This is a genomic window from Promicromonospora panici (genome assembly GCF_900608595.1).
Classification (GTDB): domain Bacteria; phylum Actinomycetota; class Actinomycetes; order Actinomycetales; family Cellulomonadaceae; genus Promicromonospora; species Promicromonospora panici.
In genome coordinates this window covers 1-17,656 of the sequence record NZ_UWYY01000033.1, presented here as the reverse complement: position 1 = coordinate 17,656, position 17,656 = coordinate 1, and the positions used below count along the sequence as shown (strand labels likewise).

The 17,656-nt window shown below is 72.6% G+C and carries 15 protein-coding genes; 3 read left to right on the top strand and 12 right to left on the bottom strand.

Annotation, left to right across the window (positions count from 1 at the left end; all coding sequences use genetic code 11):
• Positions 1-94: 94 nt before the first annotated feature.
• Complete coding sequence (locus tag EW117_RS27420; protein ID WP_129789903.1) at positions 95-1,222, bottom strand: trans-sulfuration enzyme family protein; 1,128 nt, start codon at positions 1,220-1,222, stop codon at positions 95-97.
• 60 nt (positions 1,223-1,282) lie between these two features.
• On the opposite strand from EW117_RS27420, the gene EW117_RS27415 reads away from it, so the two are divergent.
• On the top strand, positions 1,283-1,753 hold the full coding sequence (locus EW117_RS27415; RefSeq protein WP_129789902.1) for an Lrp/AsnC family transcriptional regulator: 471 nt from the start codon (positions 1,283-1,285) through the stop codon (positions 1,751-1,753).
• A gap of 11 nt (positions 1,754-1,764) precedes the next feature.
• Here EW117_RS27415 and EW117_RS27410 read toward each other — a convergent pair whose 3' ends face one another.
• The 3 genes from EW117_RS27410 to EW117_RS27400 all read right to left on the bottom strand — a co-directional run bounded on the left by EW117_RS27410 (position 1,765) and on the right by EW117_RS27400 (position 6,519).
• Positions 1,765-2,847 (bottom strand): serine protein kinase RIO, encoded by a 1,083-nt coding sequence (locus EW117_RS27410; protein WP_242504607.1) that lies wholly within the window; start codon positions 2,845-2,847, stop codon positions 1,765-1,767.
• Between the two features lie 292 nt (positions 2,848-3,139).
• On the bottom strand, positions 3,140-5,335 hold the full coding sequence (locus tag EW117_RS27405) for a serine/threonine protein kinase (RefSeq protein WP_129789901.1): 2,196 nt from the start codon (positions 5,333-5,335) through the stop codon (positions 3,140-3,142).
• Positions 5,336-5,433: 98 nt separating this feature from the next.
• A complete protein-coding gene (locus EW117_RS27400; RefSeq protein ID WP_129789900.1) occupies positions 5,434-6,519 on the bottom strand; it encodes a hypothetical protein in 1,086 nt (361 codons plus the stop codon).
• 296 nt (positions 6,520-6,815) lie between these two features.
• Here EW117_RS27400 and EW117_RS30395 point away from each other — a divergent pair, with 296 nt between their 5' ends.
• Positions 6,816-8,594 (top strand): ATPase, encoded by a 1,779-nt coding sequence (locus EW117_RS30395; RefSeq protein ID WP_242504606.1) that lies wholly within the window; start codon positions 6,816-6,818, stop codon positions 8,592-8,594.
• Positions 8,595-8,603: 9 nt separating this feature from the next.
• On the opposite strand, the gene EW117_RS27390 is transcribed toward EW117_RS30395, so the two are convergent.
• Together EW117_RS27390 and EW117_RS27385 are read right to left on the bottom strand one after the other, a co-directional pair.
• Positions 8,604-9,428 carry a metal-dependent hydrolase gene (locus EW117_RS27390; protein ID WP_129789899.1) on the bottom strand — a complete coding sequence of 275 codons (825 nt, stop codon included), beginning with the start codon at positions 9,426-9,428 and terminating at the stop codon, positions 8,604-8,606.
• 224 nt (positions 9,429-9,652) lie between these two features.
• Positions 9,653-10,144: a GNAT family N-acetyltransferase gene (locus tag EW117_RS27385; RefSeq protein ID WP_242504605.1), complete on the bottom strand. Its 492-nt coding sequence runs from the start codon at positions 10,142-10,144 to the stop codon at positions 9,653-9,655.
• 125 nt (positions 10,145-10,269) lie between these two features.
• On the opposite strand from EW117_RS27385, the gene EW117_RS27380 reads away from it, so the two are divergent.
• Complete coding sequence (locus tag EW117_RS27380) at positions 10,270-11,325, top strand: LLM class flavin-dependent oxidoreductase (RefSeq protein ID WP_129789898.1); 1,056 nt, start codon at positions 10,270-10,272, stop codon at positions 11,323-11,325.
• Here the strand turns inward: EW117_RS27380 and EW117_RS27375 are convergent.
• The 6 genes from EW117_RS27375 to EW117_RS27350 all read right to left on the bottom strand — a co-directional run bounded on the left by EW117_RS27375 (position 11,322) and on the right by EW117_RS27350 (position 17,570).
• A complete protein-coding gene (locus tag EW117_RS27375) occupies positions 11,322-12,836 on the bottom strand; it encodes an ATPase (RefSeq protein ID WP_129789897.1) in 1,515 nt (504 codons plus the stop codon). The genes EW117_RS27380 and EW117_RS27375 overlap by 4 nt on opposite strands.
• 218 nt (positions 12,837-13,054) lie before the next feature.
• Positions 13,055-13,525, bottom strand: coding sequence for an HNH endonuclease (locus EW117_RS27370; RefSeq protein WP_129789896.1), 471 nt, complete (start codon positions 13,523-13,525; stop codon positions 13,055-13,057).
• 465 nt (positions 13,526-13,990) lie between these two features.
• Positions 13,991-14,707, bottom strand: a complete 717-nt coding sequence (locus EW117_RS27365) for a hypothetical protein (protein WP_129789895.1) — start codon at positions 14,705-14,707, stop codon at positions 13,991-13,993.
• Positions 14,708-14,720: 13 nt separating this feature from the next.
• A complete protein-coding gene (locus tag EW117_RS27360) occupies positions 14,721-15,998 on the bottom strand; it encodes an arginine deiminase (protein WP_129789894.1) in 1,278 nt (425 codons plus the stop codon).
• Positions 15,999-16,014: 16 nt separating this feature from the next.
• Entirely contained in the window at positions 16,015-16,758 is a 744-nt protein-coding gene (locus EW117_RS27355; RefSeq protein ID WP_129789893.1) for a VIT1/CCC1 transporter family protein, read from the bottom strand.
• A gap of 104 nt (positions 16,759-16,862) precedes the next feature.
• Positions 16,863-17,570, bottom strand: a complete 708-nt coding sequence (locus EW117_RS27350; RefSeq protein ID WP_129789892.1) for a DUF1684 domain-containing protein — start codon at positions 17,568-17,570, stop codon at positions 16,863-16,865.
• Between the last annotated feature and the right edge of the window lie 86 nt (positions 17,571-17,656).

The window sequence follows — 17,656 nt, the reverse complement described above, 5'->3', positions numbered from 1 at the left end:
AAGGTAGGCGTCAGCCGCACCCCCCACCATGCCATCCCGTCGAGTGCTGGACATTCGCCCTTCTGAGCGCCGCGACAGGGCGAATATCCAGCACTCAACGAGCGGCGTGGGTGAGGGCCTGGGTCAGGTCGTTCCAAAGGTCTTCTGCGTCCTCCAGGCCTACCGACAGGCGGACCAGGTCCGGCGAGATCCCCGCGTCCTTGCGCGCGACCTCGTCCATGATGCGGTGGGTGAGCGACGCCGGGTGCTGGATCAGGCTGTCCACGCTGCCCAGGCTCACCGCCGGGGTGATCAGCCGCACGGCGGAGACCAGCGCCACCGGGTCGACGGACGTCTCGAACGAGACCATCGCCCCGCCCACGCGCGGGTAGTGCACCCGCGTCACCCGGGGATGCTCCGCCAGCCGGCGCGCCAGCTCGGCCGCCGTCGCCGACGCCGCGCGCACCCGCACCGGCAGGGTCGCCAGGCCGCGGAGCAGCTCGTAGCCCGCCATCGGGTGCAGCACACCGCCGGTCAGGAACCGGACCTGCCGCAGCGACCGGGCCAGATCTTCGGAGCAGGCGATGACGCCGCCCATCACGTCGCCGTGCCCGCCCAGGTACTTCGTGGCGCTGTGCAGTACCAGCGTCGCCCCGAGGGTCAGCGGACGCTGCAGCACAGGCGTGGCGAACGTGTTGTCCACCAGCAGGGGCACCGGGGCGCAGGCCTCGGCCAGCGCCCGGAGGTCCACCTCGCCGAGCGTGGGGTTGGCCGGGCTCTCCACGATCACCAGCCCGGTGCGGTCCGTGATGGCGGACGCCGCCTCCTCGGGAGACGTCCACGTCACCGAGACGCCGAGCAGGCCGCACTCGAGCAGGTGGTCGGTCGTGCCGTACAGCGGCCGCACGCCGACCACGTGCGGCTTTCCCGCCGCCACCTGCCCCAGCAGGCACGCCGACAGCGCCGCCATGCCGCTCGCGAACGCGACGGCGGCCTGCGCCCCCTCGAGCTCGGCGAGGGCGTCCTCGAACCGGCGAACCGTCGGGTTGGCGACGCGGCCGTAGACCGGCGGGCCGCCGTCGTCATGTCCGGCGGCGAACTCGTCCAGACGCTCCGCCTCCGCCACGACGTCGTGCGACGGGTACGTCGTGGACAGGTCGATCGGCGGCGCGTGCAGCCCCAGGGCGGCCAGGTCGTCCTTGCCGGCGTGGACGGCGCGCGTGTTCCAGGAATGCATGCTCATTCCGGGACTATCGGCACTCCCGACAGCCGGTGGTAGCCGGGCGTGCTAGAAATTCGGGGCATGACCCAGAACGTGATCCTCGATTCGGTCGACCGGGCGCTTTTGACCGAGCTGCAGAACGACGGGCGGCTGTCCAACAAGACGCTGGCGCAGCGGATCGGCGTCGCGCCGTCGACCTGCCTGGCCCGGACGCAGCGGCTGCAGAACGCCGGGGTGATCCGCGGGTACCACGCCGAGATCGACCCGGGCGCCGTCGGGCGCGGGCTGCAGGCCATGCTGATGGTGCGGCTCACGACGCATTCCCGGCCCTTGCTGGGGCCGTTCGTCGAGTGGGTGCGCCAGCTCCCGCAGACCCGGGCCGTGCACCACGTGTCGGGACCCGACGACTTCCTCGTCCACGTGGCCTGCGCCGGCACCGACGAGCTCCAGCGCCTGGTCCTCGACTTCACGGCCCGTGGTGAGGTGGGCCGCGTGCAGACCGACCTGGTGTTCTCCTCCTGGACCTGCGGCCCGGTCACCCCGGCGGGATGACCGGGCGCGGGTCAGAAGGCCTGCGCCAGCAGGTCGGCGAACAGGGCGTCCGGGTCGACGTCCAGGCCGCGGGCCGCGAACCAGGCGGATACCGTGCGGCAGTCCCGCAGCAGCACCTCGCTCGCGAACGGGTTGGCCGCGAGGTCCACGACCTGCGGGAGGTCGATGATGACCAGCCGCTCGCCGTCGGCCAGGATGTTGTACGGCGACAGGTCGCCGTGCGCGAACCCGAGCCGGGCCAGCACGGACATGCCGTGCGTGAGCTGCTCCCAGTACGACTCGAGCAGGTCGTCCGACGGGCGTTCCCGGGTGAGCCGCGGCGCGGCGACGGCCTGCATGTCGCCGGACTCGTCGGGCTCCTCGGTGCCGATGAACTCCATCAGCACCTCGGTGCCGTCGATCTGCACCGGGTAGGGCACCGGGGCGCCTGCCGACCAGGCGTCACGCAGGGCGATGAACTCGGCATCGGCCCACTGCGTGGCGGACACCGCGCGGCCCCACGCGGACTTGCGGTCCTCCATGGCGCGCTGGTCGCGCGTCCGGCGCGTCCGGCGGCCCTCGTTGTACTCGGTGCCGCGGTGGAACTGCCCGTGGTCCAGGCTGCGGTACCGCTTGGCCACCAGGAGGCAGCGCTCCGCCGCGCCGGCGCCGTCCGACGCCGGGTCGTCGGACGCCGGATCCGCGCCGGGCGGGACGGCGCGCTCCAGCAGGAATGCGTCCGCCTCCTTGCCGGTCTTGAGGATGCCGAGCTCGGTGTCGAAGGCGGCGTCGCGCGTGACCAGCCACTCGGGCAGCGGCTCGGGCCCGCGCTGGCCCTTGGCGACGGACCGCCAGGTGGACCAGCGCTGCCCCGGCCCGGGCTGGGTTGAGTCGATGGCCGCGTCGTATGCGTCGCCGAGCCGGTCGTCGAGCGAGCCGTACTCGTCGGCGTCCGACAGGTCCGCCTCGAACGTGCTCGGGTGCGGGCCCTCCAGGTCCTCGCGGCCGCCTCGGGCGCGGCGCGGCCGCTCGGCGGCGGTCGGCCGGGTGTCGGACCGGTCACCGCGCGCGGCGCGGATCAGGAGGGACTTCGGTGCTTCGGGAAAACGAGACAAGAGAGTGCTCCTTGATGCCGGAGCACTTCCGGATCAGACCCGGGTGCTCCTGGTGGCAGTGGCGTCTGCTGCCGCGAAGGCAGCCGCGCGAACGACGTCGTCCATGACTGCCTCCTCACTGTCCGCACTCTCTCCGAGCGCACCGTGCGGGAGCCGTTGCTCCCCGTGCTGGCCGGCCAACGAGCGCCGCCTTGAGGGCTGACTCGGTGACCGTGCGAGAAGCCTCGCACGCCGCCGTCGCGGTTCGCACGTGTTTTTCGCGAGGCCGAGAGCTACCTCCGCCGGCGGCGCCTCAGCTGTTCCAGGGCAGCGCGTCCTCGAACGACTCCCAGAGCGAGTCCCGGACGTCCTCGGTGGTGTCCTGGACGCCCTGCTCGAGGTCGTCCTGGAGCTGCTCGCGCTGCTGCTCGAAGGAGTCGCGCGCGTCCTGCGTGACCTGCTGCGCGTAGCCGACCACACCCTGCACGGCGATCACGATCACCCACACCACCACGACCAGCCAGAACGGCCAGGTGCGTCCACCGCGGCGCATCCGCACCGCCCGGAACAGGTTCACGACGGCGGAGGTGATGATGCCGAGCAGCGGGATCGACAGCTCCGCCATGCGCGGCGCCCACACCGGGTCGAGGTTGAGCGTGTACACCGCGATGTCGCCGAGCGCGACGAACAGCGGCAGCCCGGCCGCGCTGGGCATCCCGTCGAAGCCGGGGATCAGCCGCACCAGCTGGTAGACGGCGATGGCGAGCAGGATGCGCGGGATCCAGCCGATGAGCGTCGCGATCACCCCGAGGCCGCCACCGGACTCCCGGCGCTTGTCGTCGTCGTCCCGGTCCGCGCGGCGCGACGGCGGCTCGACCGGCGGCTGGACCGGGACGTTGGGCTGCGTGCCGGTCTGGCCTGTGGGCCGCTGCACAGGTGCGGGAGCCGGGTCCTGCCGCGCTCCGGGCGGAGGACCCGGCCGGAACGCGGGCGCCACCTGCGTGGCCTGCTGGTTCGTCACCGGCGCCATGCGCTGGGTCGGGCTGCTGGTCTGGCGGCGGGGCGCGGAAGGCGTCGACGGGACGCCAGGGAGCGGCAGGCCGTGGCGCTGCCGGTAGGCGACCCAGCCGTCGTAGTTGTCCGCGTAGCCCTCGGGCGTGAAGGCCGGCACCCAGCGCATCGCGGCCCACAGGTAGTCCTTGATCTCGGCGGGTGCGCGCCCGCCCGCCCGCTGCGGCCCGACGGCGGACAGGTACACGGAGATGACCTCCTCCGCGGCGCCGTCGAACCCGTCGCCGTGCACCTGGTGCAGGCGGCCCATGAGCTGCTGGTCGTAGACCAGGTTGGTGACCGGCTCGCCCTGCCGCACCGGGTTGGTCACGAGCGGGCTCGTGGGCGCGACGGTGGGGGCGCCGCTGCTGGTCAGCACCTCGGTGACGAGGCCGCGCTCGACGTTGGTGGCGTCGGCGGCGGCGAGCAGCGTCGGGTCGAGGCCGGCGTTGTGGGAGGCGAGCTGCGCCACGGTGCGCGACAGGTTGTGCAGCGGCGGGCGGTCCTCGGGCCGGTGCCTGGTCATGGCCAGGACCAGCGGCAGCAGCCGCTGGTCGACCGGTCCGACGTCGGCCGGCGTCAGGTCGCGGCCCGCGAAGTTGAGGTCGTTGGGCAGCTCGCCGGTGGCGAGGAAGATCAGCAGGAGGCCCAGGCTGTACACGTCGGAGCGGGCGTGCGGCTTGCGCACGAACAGCTCGGGCGCCATGTACGAGATGGTGCCTGCGGCATGCGTCGAGGTGGTCGTGCCGTGCCCCTTGGCGATGCCGAGGTCGATGAGCACGTACCGGTTCGGCGCCGCGATGATGTTCGCCGGCTTCACGTCCCGGTGCAGGAAGTGCTCCTCCTGGAGCACCGCGAGCGCGTCGAGCACGTCGTTCGCCACGCGCAGCACGTCGTGCGGCGGCATCGGCCCGTTCGCGGCCACCAGCTGGGCCAGGGTGGGCCCCGGCACGAGTTCCATGGCGAACCACGGCGTGGGCGAGTGCAGGTCGGCCGTGACCAGGTGCGGGAACCCGCGTCCGGCAAGCCGCTCCAGCAGCGCCGCCTCACCGACGAACCGGTCGAGCGAGCCGCGCTCGGAGTTGGTCAGCACCTTGAGCGCCACCTCGCCGCCCTGCCCGACGGCGCGGTACACGTGCGCGAACCCGCCGTGGCCGAGCGAGGCGCCCAGCTGGTACGGGCCGAGGATCTCGCCCGTGGCGGGGATCCGCGACGGCGCCGAGGACTGCGGTGCGGACGGCGGCCCCGCCGGAGCGGGCGCCACCGGAGCCGACGCCGCGAATCCGGACCCGCCCGCCTGTCCCGCCCCCGAGGGCTGGACGATCTGTGTCGCCGCGGTCGGCGGCGGTACCACCCCGGTGGGTGCCGGTGGCGGCGGCACAGCGGCGGTCTGGTCGCCACCCCGAGCCGGCTGGCCGGCGGGGCGTGCGGCCGTCATGCGGGTGGTCTCGTCGGACAAGCAGGGCTCCTCAGCAGCGCACCGGAACTACCGGTTGGACCTAGAAAATCTATCAGCGTCCCGCCGCGCCGCCGAGTGAAACCTCCGACCGGTGACGATCAGCCGTTGCCGCCGGGCAAGGCTTCCTCGAGCTGTTCGGTGACGCTGTCGGTCGCGTTCTGCTCGGCGTCGTCGACGCCCTGCTGAATCTCCTCCTCGACGGAGTTCTTGGCGTCCTCCTTGGCGTCCTCGATGCCCTGGTCCACCTGGTCCTGGACGTCCTGCTTCACGTTCTCGGTGGCGTCCTGCGCGTAGCCGACGATGCCGCCGACGGCGAACACCACTATCCACGCGACGATCGCCAGCCCGTAGGGCCAGATCGCCAGCGACGTGTTCAGCGCGCGGATCGTGTTGAACAGGCCGGCCAGCGCGATGCCCAGCACGGGGATCGTCAGGTTGGCGGCCTGGTCGGACCACTCGGGGTTCAGGTTGAGCATCCCGAGGACGCCGTCGCCGATCCCGCGGAACAGCGGGAACTGCGAGACGTCCGGCATCACGTCGAAGCCGGGGACCAGCCGGACGAGCTGGTAGACGCTCAGCGCGAGCAGGACCCGCGGGATCCATGCGAGCACGGCGCCCGCCATCGAGCCGCCCTGGCCGGGGTCGTCGTCCCGGTCGCGGCGCGCCGGCGGCGTCGGCTGGGACGCCTGCGGGGGATACCCCTGGCTGGGCGGGAAGGGCGGGCCGCCGGCCGGCTGGCCGGGCTGGCCCGGCTGACCGTATCCCGGTTGCTGGCCGTACCCCTGGGCGGGCTGGCCGTAGCCGGCCTGGCCCTGCGGGTAGCCCGCCTGGCCCTGCCCGTAGCCCGGATCGACAGGGAAGGCCCCGGGCGCCTGGGCCTGCGTGGGCTGCACCGTCTCGTACGGGCGGTACGGCCGCGCGGGCGGCGGAGTCGCTGCCCGGTAGTCGCGGCCCGGGTCGGCTCCCTGCTGCCCCATCCCCGAAGGGGGCAGCACCTGGGTCTGGTCGCCGTAGGCGCCGCCCTCAGTCGGGGGCATGGCCTGCGTCTGGTCCCCGTATCCCGCGCCGTTCGCTCCGGCACCGCTGGCGCCGGGCCGCATGACCTGCGTCTGGTCGTAGCCCGTCCCGCCCTGGGGCGGGACCCCGACTCCCGGCTGACCGCCTCCCGACTGGACCGCGTCCATCCGCTGAGTCGCGGCATACGATGACGGGGCACCGGGCGCCGCGCCCGGCTGACCCGGGCGAGTGGGCGGCCGCTGGATCTGGGTGGGGTCGTCCGCCGGAGGAATTCGGCGGGTGGGCTCGTCGGACACGCGGAAAGCTCCTCGGTTGTGGTCCCGGTTTCGACACCTGTTTGCGCGAGAACCTACCAGGTGGGGTGAATGCCCCGTTGGGGTGGCCAGGCGGGCGAACATGTCCGACCCTTGCATCGGGGGCGAACCACGCAATGCCGCCTGCCCAGGAACTTCGGAGGAAACGCATGAGCTCTGACACCGTGCCCCGCTGGCCCCGGATCGACGCGATCGTCCGGGAAGACGGCTCCGGTGAGGTGACGATCGACGGGACGTTCCACCCCATCAGCGCGGCCAGCCTGGAAGAGGCGCGGGTGGAGGTCCTGCGCCGCGTGACGGAGAACGCGGCGCGGGTCGGCCGGCCCGTGCGGGCCTCCGCGACCGGTCCCGAAGGGCTCTGGAACCTGATCGTGCACCCGGACGGGACCGTGGTCCCGGAGGAGGACGAGCTCGCCCCGCCGTCGTCCCCGACGCCGCAGGCCCCGCCGGCCGTGTCGACGCCGGCCGCGGCGGCAGAGCCGATGCCCAGCCCGGCGGACCAGGCGGGCCCGACGACGACGCCGGGCCCCGCGTTCGAGGACACGCCGGTCGTGGACCTGCCCCCGCGGAACGAGCCGGACCCGCTGGACTCCGCCACACCCGGCTCCGCGGTCGAGATCGACCCGGAGGACACGGTGCGCCGGGTCCCGGTGGCACCGCAGGCGCCGACCGGCGCGGGCCCCGAGACGGACGGGGACCCCGGCGTCGCCGACTGGGTGCGCGAGAACGCGGCGGACAGCACCCCCGCCAACCCGCCCGGCACAGTCCCCGGCGACATGGCGGGCAACGCGGCGCGCCCTGTGTCGGGCCCGATGAACGCGGTGCCCCGGAACCCGGCGCCCGCGAGCCCCGCACCGGTGAACTCGGCTCCGGTGAACTCGGCACCCGTGACCGCAGCGCCCGTCGACGCCGTGCCGCCTGCCGGAAACCCCGGTTCGGGAGCGGGCCTGTCGGCGCCGCCGTCGGACCCTGTGCCGGTGACCGAGACGGACGCCCCGCGCTCGCGGCGCGAGGCGCGCCAGTCGTTCCTCACGCACCAGCAGGACGAGGACCCGGCCACGCAGGGCTTCCGCGGGATGCTGACCCGCATGGGCATGCGGGTGGGCCCGAGCGAGTCGGAGCGCGCCGAGCGGGCCGACGAGCGCGCCGTCAGCCAGCACTGGCCCGGGCCGCGCACGATCTCGATGGTGAACGGCAAGGGCGGGGCGGGCAAGACGCCGTCGACGGTGTTGCTGGCCGCGGTCTTCGCGCAGTTCGGCGGCGCGGGCGTGGTGACGTGGGACAACAACCAGACGCGCGGCACGCTGGGCTGGCGTACCGAGCAGGGCCCGCACGAGTCGACCCTGCTGGACCTGCTGCCGCAGACCGACCGGCTCCTGGGCCCGTCGGCGCAGGCCGCCGACCTGGCGCGGTACGTGCACCACCAGACGCGCGACCGGTTCGACGTGCTGCGGTCCAAGCCGATAGCGATGGCGAACGAGCAGCGCATCGAGCCGCAGGACGTGGACGCCATCCACTCCGTGCTGTCGAAGTACTACCGGATGATCCTCATCGACTCCGGGAACGACGAGTCCGATCCCATGTGGCAGCGGATGATCGACCTGACCGACCAGCTCGTCGTCGCCACGACCACGCGCGACGACCACGCTGAGGCCGGGGCGCTGCTGCTGGAGGCGCTCGCGACCCGGGACGGGCGGTCGGCGTACCTCGCGCAGCAGGCGGTGGTCGTGGTGAGCCAGGCCGACCAGAAGGAGTCCCCGAGCGAGCTGGAGAAGGTCGCCGACGGCTATCGGTCGCTGGCCCGCGAGGTGGTCACCATCCCGTTCGACCCCGCCATGGTCGACGGCCACCTGCGCTACGGCGCGCTCCGCCCGGAGACCCGCCGCGCCTGGCTCGCGGCAGGTGCTGCGGTAGCGGGCGGCCTGTGACGTGAGGCGTCAGGCGGGGAAGAGGGTGATCAGGCTGTTCCACGCCGCCATCGTGTCGTAGCCCATCTCGTTCAGCAGCGCCCACACGATGCCGACCACCGCGTACAGCGAGACGGGGATGAGGAAGATCCACTCCCGGACCGATCCGGCGTCGCCGAGGATCGGGATCGAGAGGTTGCCGCCGGAACGCCACATCCAGTCGAGCTCGAGGCCGCGGCCGTCGCGCATCCAGCGCGGGGAGCGGAACTTCAGCGGCCACAGCAGCGGCACGCCGTTGGTGGTGATCATGTCGCCCAGGATGTGCACGGTGCAGCCGAGCGCCACGCTGAACGGCATCCAGAACCACTCCTCGGGCGCGAAGATCGCGATGAGGACCGCCAGGGTCACCGACGTGGTCCACGGCAGGATCTTCGTGTCGCGCGTGATCTTGAGCGCCTTGAGGGCGAAGGCGACGAGCAGGACGCACATGATGCCGGGCCCGATCAGGATCGACCCGATCTCCTCGTTGCCCGTGTCGATGCTCAGGAGGCTGAGGGCCCAGGCGATGGCCGTGAACACGGCGATGCCGAGGATCGAGTGCGTGCCCTTGCGGTGCCCGCCCGAGACGGTCTCGATGCCCTTGACCACGACGTTCGAGACCGGCTTGAGCGAGTTCGCGATGGTGCCGGAGTGATGGTCGGCGTCGGGCAGCAGCGCTGCTCCCGCGCAGACGAGGGCTCCCGCGATGACGCCGGTGTCCGTCACCCCCTCGTACCAGCCGAAGGCGATCGGCGTCGACGCGGTGACCGCTACCCAGGCCGCGGCTCCCGTCGCGGCGTGGTTGCCTCCCATCATGGTGGTGTGCGCTCCAGTTCCCGGGTCTCCCCGACTTGACGGACGTCACGTGCAGACGCGACAGATTTAGGCTTGTTTGCCCGGGTTCGTCCCCGGCGGGGAAGACCTTAGCGTGGCCCACCGACACTCCGGCGGACATGCCAGAACTCCTGGTGGCAGGGCCGGGCCAGGGAAGTGAACCAGGGTGGAGCGGTCGAGCGGGGGAGGGCGCGCCGAGCGAGCGGTCAGGCGCCCGTCACGAACGCGTAGTGGTGGAAGTGCTGGTCCCGCACGAAGCCCTCCGACTCGTACAGGCCCTGCGCCGCGACGTTGTCCCACGCGGTGGCCAGGGAGACGCGGATGGCGCCCGCGTCCTTGGCGCGACGGCACGTGTCCTGTACCAGGGCGCGCGCGGCGCCCGTCCCGCGCGCGGCGGGCGTGACGAACAGGTCGTTCAGGACCCACGACCGGCTCAGGCTCACGGACGACCAGGTGGGGTAGCTCTGCGCGAAGCCCACCAGCCCTCCGACGGCGGAGCCCTCCGACGGCGTCTCGCCGTCCTCCGGCCGCAGCTCCGCGACCAGGAGCACGCTGTCGCCGGCGTCGCGGCGGGCGGTCAGATAGGCGCGTGCCTCGGCGGCCGGCACCTCCTGGTCGTAGAACCTGAGGTACTGGCGGAACAGGTCGACCACGGCATCGACGTCGTCGTCGGTCGCGGGGCGCACATCAACAGACACCTCGCGATCATGTCAGGCCCGAGGGGGTCGGCGCCATGACCTCCGGCGATACCAGGGTGATCCCGCGGGTGATACAGGGGCCCTGACCAGGAACATGCCGGCCTCCGGAACGGTTGACAGAGGCGATGAATACCCAGCCACGCTTGTCCGTCCTTGACCTCGTGCCCGTCCGCTCGGGCCAGACCAGCGCCCAGGCCCTGGCGGCCTCGCTCGAGCTGGCGGCGCTCGCCGACCAGCTCGGCTTCGAGCGCTACTGGTTCGCGGAGCACCACAACATGGCAGCCGTTGCGGCGTCGTCGCCGCCGGTCATGATCGCCGCCGCGGCCGCGCGGACCTCCCGCATCCGGGTGGGTTCGGGCGGCGTGATGCTCCCGAACCACGCTCCGCTCGTCGTCGCGGAGCAGTTCGCGGCCCTGGAAGCCATCGCCCCTGGGCGGATCGACCTCGGCATCGGCCGCGCACCGGGCAGCGACCCGGTCGTCACGTCCCTGCTACGAGCCACCGGTCCGACGGCGGACGTGGACCGGTTCCCGCAGCACGTCACCGACATCCTGAGCCTCATGGGGCCCGACGGCGCCCGCCTGCGCCTGGTCTCGGGCGACATCTACGACGTGCGGGCCACGCCCGCCGCGGCCGGCGTCCCGACGGTGTGGCTGCTCGGTTCCAGCGACTACTCGGCGCGCCTGGCCGCCGAGCTGGGTCTGCCGTACGTGTTCGCCAACCACTTCTCCGGGCAGGGCATGGACCAGATCCTGGCCCTGTACCGGGACGGCTACCGGCCGTCCGAGGAGCACCCGGAGCCGCGCACCTTCATCACGGCCAACGCGGTGGTCGCGCCGACGTCGGACGAGGCGCACGACCGCGCCCTGCCGCAGCTGCGGCAGATGGCCAGGCTGCGGTCCGGCCAGAAGCTGGGCGCGCTCGAGACGGTCGAGGAGGCGGTGAAGGCCACGGCCGACGAGCCGGCCGACGGCATGATCGCCCAGTCCGTCGAGGCGATGCGGACCCGCTGGCTGATCGGCGACGCCGCGCACGTGGCCGGCGAGGTGCGCGGCCTGGCCGAGCGGCACGGCGTCGAGGAGGTCATGCTCGTACCCGTCGCGGGATCCCGCGAGGACGAGCCCCTGGACGCGACGCCGGGCCGCGCCCAGACCCTGGAGCTCCTGACGGCCGCCCTCTAGAAACCCCGGGCCACCGCCGCACCCGCCGCGAGCCACGCGCGGCGGGTGAGCGGCCGCAGCGAGCGGTAGACGAGCTGGCCGTCCACCATCGCGGGGTCGAAGGGGATGGTGACGACCTCGCGCGCCAGCGAGCGGTACCCCTGGGCGACGCGCCGCATGTCCGCGGGCGTCGCCTTGGGGTCCGACTGGCTCACGACGACCACGGCCTTGCGGGCCAGCTCGGCCATGTGCTCCCCGCGGTTCGACAGGGCCTCCAGGAGCAGGGCGCCCGCCTCGGCGTGGTCGTCGCGCGTGCTGGTGGCCACCACGAGCTGGTCGGTGTGGTCGATCATGCGCAGCCACATCGGGTCCGACTCGTCGTTGCCCGAGTCGATGAAGATCATCCGGTAGTACTTCGCGAGCACGGCGTGGATCGCGTCGACGTCCTCGGACGAGATGCGCTGCTCGTGCGCGAGCGCCATCGGCTTGGACCGCAGCACGTCGAACCGGTCGCGGGACTGGTGGTGCACGAACCAGGCGAGGTCGGCCAGCTGCGCCGCGGGGCCGAGGAAGTGCTCGGTCTGCGGGATCAGGTCCAGGAGCGTGGACTCGTGCGGGCCCTGTTCGGTACGCCAGCCGAGCGTGCCGCGGGTCTGGTTGTTGTCCCACGCGACGACGCCGGATCCGCCGTGCGACGAGAAGACCGCGGACAGCAGCACGGTGGCCGGTGTCTTGCCCGCTCCGCCCTTGCCGTTCACGATCGAGATCGTGCGCGGCCCGGGCCAGTGCTGGCTCACCATCTGCTCGTCCGCACGCTCGGCCCGCTCGGCCTCGTTCGGCCGCACTCGGAACCCGATCCGGGACAGCACGCCCCGGAAGCCCTGGGTGGCGGGCTCGTCGAGCCGGTCCTTGGTCACGAACGACGAGCGGCGGCTGTCGCGGCGGGCGCCGTCCGGCCCGGGGTCCCCGAACGGGCTGTCCTGGCTCTGCGCCGGCTGCCCGAACGGTGCCGACGGCGCCCCGCCGCGACCCATGACGCTCGACCGCCGGGGCTCCGCGGGGCTCGCGGGACCGGCCGGTGGCCGCTCGGGCGGTACCACCACCGGCATCGACATCGACACCGGGCCTGCCACGAGATGCGGCAGCTGCCCCGACATCGGCCCCGGCACCTGCCCGGACATCGGTCTCGCCAGGTGCGCCGGTCGCTGCGCGGGCACGACGGGCGTCGGGAGGCTCGGCGGCGTCATCTTCGCCTGGGCGGCGTGAGCGGCGCCCGCGCCGCCGTCCTGCACCACGCGGCCGTCCGGGTAGACGGTGAGCCCGGTGAGACCTTCGGGACCTTCCGCCCGAACCTCCACGGCCAGGCCCACGTTCGTCGAGTACTCGGTGATCAGGCGCATCACCTCGGTGCGCGCCTCGCCCAGGCTGTTCTGGTAGACGGGCACCATCTGCCCGTTGATAGTGACCTGCCCTGAGCCGTCGTCGCGCACGACCGCCTCGGCGCGCGGCCACCCCGCGGTTTCGACGCTCACTGCGCGCCCCCTTCTCCGGTCGTCCACATCGTCGTGGCGTGGGTCATGAACGCGGACAGGGTACCGGGGACTTTCACCCGCTATGTTTCGCGCGTCGACGTCGGCACCATCGCCGCAGGTGGGGCGGCGCGAGCTGGGGCGACCGGCAAAGGGTCAGGTGACCGGCAACCCGAGTTGCCGATCACCTGACCCTTTACCAACCTCACCGTGCCCGTGGGCTACGCCGCGCGAGCCGCCCGGTGGCGGATGGCGCGCGCGTACTCCCCGCGCGGGACGTGCGGCGTCACGTGGAGCACCATGCCGGCCTCGGCAGGGGTGCGGTCCGCCTTGTGCGAGTTGCACTCGTAGCAGGCGGCCACGAGGTTCATCCACGTCGATGGGCCCCCGCGGGACCGCGGCAGGATGTGGTCGACGGTCTCGGCCGGACCGCCGCAGTACGCGCACAGCCCGTCGCGCCGCTTGACGCCCATCTTGGTGCACGCGGGCGCTCCGCCCGTCTTGTAGAGCCACCGCATCGTCACGTACCGGACCAGCCGCAGCACGCGCGGTAACGGGAACGGCCCGAAGGAGCGGCCGTCGACCGCCTCCTCCACGACCGCGACCTCGCGCACGAGCATGTGGATGGCATGCCGGACCGATACCCGGTGCAGCGGCTCGTAGCCGGCATTGAGGACTAGGACGTCGGCCACGGGCCTGCTCCTTCCGGTGAGCTTGTCAATCTCGGTTCTCGCTGGATCTGGCTTGGTGCTGGACTGCGGGGCGTCCGGGCCCGGGACGACAAGAGCCGCCCGGGACAGACATCCCGAGGCGGCTCACAGCACTGGTCCGGCAGAACCGGATCAGCGGCGTATGGCGCCTCGTATGGCCTCGCGGCCGTCCCACAGGTGCTTCGCGATGGTCGGGAAAAACGACGCGGTGGCACCACTGACCTTGCACAGACCTGAGGCCTGGAGCGCAACGCTGGTGCGGACCATCGTGGATCTCGTCCTTCCGTCTTGTTCGGATGTTGCTGTATGGATATGGCTCGTATCGGTACTTCCAGCAGGTCGTGCGCACACAACCTGCCGTCACGGCGCGAGTCCGTGTGTGAAGAAAGGTACAACGAGGACTTGGTAGCGTCTATGGCTTTTCCGGAACTGCAACCCAAGGATGCATCAAGTCACCGGCGTGTCGTTAATCCCGGCGTGTCGCCGGAGTACGAGCATCCGGTCGGCTCCCCGCTGGAACTCGTAGGCCACCCGGCGCAGCTCGGCCCCGTGTCCCTCGGCACGGAGGTCGTCGAGCAGGCGGGGCAGGAACGGCACGGCGGCGCCGTCGCCCTGCCGGACGAGCGGGAAGACTCGCACCTCGGGCGCCACGCGCAGCAGCTCCAGCAAGGCGGCGTGGTGCCACGCCTCGTCGAGCGGCACGCTGCCGCCCGGGGTGTCGACGACGACGTCCGCCCAGGTGAACAGCAGGTGCGAGGTGATGGCGAGGTCGAACGCGTCGTCCGGAAGGGGAAGGTCGGGGAGGGCGCCAGGCACGTACGTGCCGGGGCTGGCGGCGAGGTCCGCGAGGAACGCCGCGCGGGCCTCGTCGCGCAGCGCCTGGCGGGCCGCGGGGGAGCCGTACCAGTCCCAGGTGAAGGCGTCGGAGTGGGCGTCGATGAGGGCATCGGCGCCCGAGGACGACGCCGCGACGGCGGCACGCAGCGCGGCCAGGTCGCCGTAGGCGGGGTCGACGGCGGTCACGGACCCGCCGGCCGCGTTGACCGCCGCCGCGAACCCGGAGGCCCCGGCGGAGCAGTCGAGCAGGCGGCGCGCGGTCAGGTCGGCGTCGGTCAGGCAGAGGAACGCGCGGTACTCCGTGACATGGCGGGACGTGACGAGCATGGCCGAAGCGTAGCTACCAGCTGACGGGCTCCCGGATGATCGGGCAGGTCATGCAGTGGCCGCCGCCGCGGCCGCGGCCGAGCTCGCCGCCCGCGATCTCGATCACCTCGACGCCGGCCTTGCGCAGCAGGTCGTTCGTGGTGGTGTTGCGGTCGTACGTGAACACGACGCCGGGTTCGACGGCGACGGAGTTGTTGCCGCTGTCCCACTGCTGGCGTTCCGACTCGTAGACGTCGCCGCCGGTCTCGATGACGCGCAGCTCGCCCAGCCCGGAGACCTGCCCGACGACGTCGAGGAAGGGCGACCCGCCGGCGTCCGTCACGGACACGCCGATCGGGCCGGAGTCCGGGCGCAGCACGAACGGGTGCACGCGGTCCACGATGCGCGGGTACACGGTGACGGTGTCGACGTCGACGAACGTCATGATCGTGTCCAGGTGCATCGCGGCGCGCAGCCGCGGCATGCCGGCCACCACTATCTGGTCCGCTGCGCCCTGCTCGAAAAGGGACGCCGCGACCTGCGTGATCGCTTGCCGGGAGGTGCGCTCGCTCATGCCCATCAGCACGGTGCCGTTGCCGATCGGCATGATGTCGCCGCCCTCGAAGGTGGCCTCGCCGTGGCCGTTCTCGGGGTCGCCCCACCACACGCGGCTGCCCACGAAGTCGGGGTGGAACGCGTAGACCGCCTTCATCAGCAGGGTCTCGTCGCGGCGCGCCTGCCAGTAGAGCGGGTTCAGGGTGAGGCCGCCGTAGATCCAGCAGGTCGTGTCGCGCGTGAAGAGGGTGTTCGGCAGCGGCGGCATGAGGTACTCGCGCGCGTCCGGGCTGACGTCGGCCAGCGCGCGGAAGCCCGGCGGCAGCTCGGGCACGTCGGCGACGGCGAGGCCGCCGATCAAGTACCTCGCCAGCTCGTGCTCGGGCAGGGACTCGAGGTACTCGCGGGTTGCCTCGACCAGGCCGTTGCCCACGATCTCGGGCACGATCTTGCGGTCCAGCAGCCAGTCGCGTGCTCCGGGCACGCGGAGCGTCTCGGCGAGGACCGCGTGCAGCTCGACGACGTCGACGCCGCGGCCCTGCAGCTCGGTGACGAAGTCGGCGTGGTCCTGCTGGGCGCGTTCCACCCAGAGGACGTCGTCGAAGAGGAGGTCGGCCGAGTTGGACGGGGTGAGTCGCTGGTGCGCCAGGCCCGGTGCGCAGACCAGGACCTTGCGCAGGCGGCCGACCTCGGAGTGGACGCCGTACGCCGACGAGGGTGCGCCGGCGGGGGGCGGTGTGCTGTCGATGGTGTTCATCGGGCGTCAACGGTACTCACCCGACCGCGGTCGCGCCGACCATGGAGCCGACGGCGAAGGTCGCGCCCAGTGCGAGCGCCCCGCCGAGGACCACCCGCGCCGTGGCGCGCACCCGTGGCGCGCCGCCGATCCACGCGGCGGTCCAGCCGGTTCCCGCCAGCGCCGCGAGCACGACGACGAAGGTGGCGCCGACCCGCCAGGGCTCGGGGATCAGGAGCACCGCGGCGAGCGGGAGCGCGGCGCCCAGGGTGAAAGCGATCGCGGACGCGAAGGCCGCGTTCCAGGGGCTGACCACCTCGTCCTCGTCGATGTTGAGCTCGGCCTCCAGGTGCGCCGAGAGGGCGTCGTGCTCGGTGAGCTCGACGGCGACCTGGCGGGCGGTACCGGGGGAGAGGCCCTTGGCCTCGTAGAGCTCGGCCAGCTCGGCGAGCTCCTCCTGCGGCATCTCGGCGAGCTCGGTCTTCTCCTTGGCGATGAGCGCCTTCTGGGTGTCGGACTGGCTGGAGACCGACACGTACTCGCCCAGCGCCATCGAGATCGCGCCGCCCACGAGGGCGGCCAGCCCCGCGGTGAGGATGGGGCCGGTCTGCGCCGTCGCCGCGGCGACGCCGACGGCGACCGCGGCGACCGACACGATTCCGTCGTTCGCGCCCAGCACTCCGGCGCGCAGCCAGTTGAGCCGTTCGGCGAGCCCTTCGGTGTGGGGCTCGTCCTCGTGCCCGACGACGGGGCGCCCGGCGCCGGCGGGTTCGGTGGTCATGGCCTCAGGCAACCAGGAGTACGAGCCTGCCGCCAGCTTCGCGGCGGGGGTTGGACAGCCTCACCTTCGGTAGGGGCTGGGCGCCGATGACTGCCGGGCCGGCCCTAGTACGCCTTCGTGGACGGTGTGCGCTCGCCGACCGGGATCTCGACGTCGAGCGTGTTGCCCGGCTGGGCGAGCGGGCAGGTCCACGCGGGGTCGTAGGCGCAGGACGGGTTGTAGGCGAAGTTGAGGTCGAGGACCAGCTCGCCCACGCCGTCGTCGTACCCGCTGGCGTGGCCGTCGGTGCCGCCGGCGTGCCCGAGCCAGGCCCCCTTGATGGTGTCCAGGAGGTAGCGGCCGCCGCCGTACGTGCCGCCCGGTGCGCCGGCCAGGGTGTCCTTGATCGGGACGAACAGGCCGCCGCCGTACGAGGCGAGGCGCCAGACGTCGAGCGACCCCAGCCCGTCCAGGAAGACCGTCCCGAGCAGCTCGAAGGGCACGATGCCGTCGGTCCCGGTGGGGACGTCGAGGCGGCGGGGCGCGCCGTCGGGCCCGGGCTCGGCGGGTGCGATCGGCGCGGTGAAGCGCCAGGCCGGGTCGTACGGGGTGACGGAGAGGCCGGTGAAGCCGGTCTTGTCCTCGGGCAGGATCGGGGACGCCGGGTGGGTCGCGAAGAGCTCGTCCCGAATCATGGTCCAGTAGGCGTGCGCGGCGGCGGGATCCTCGGCCGCGCGGACGCGGACGCCCGCGTACAACGCGAAGACGCGCCGCCGCCAGTCCGCGGTCTGGAGGGCTGTGCTGACCGGGGACTTGGTGGCGGCGTGTGTCATGCGTACGACACTACCCACCGCCACCGCCACCGACAGTGATGATGTTCGGGTGGTTCCCGGGGTCGTGGCCCTGCCACTGACTGACG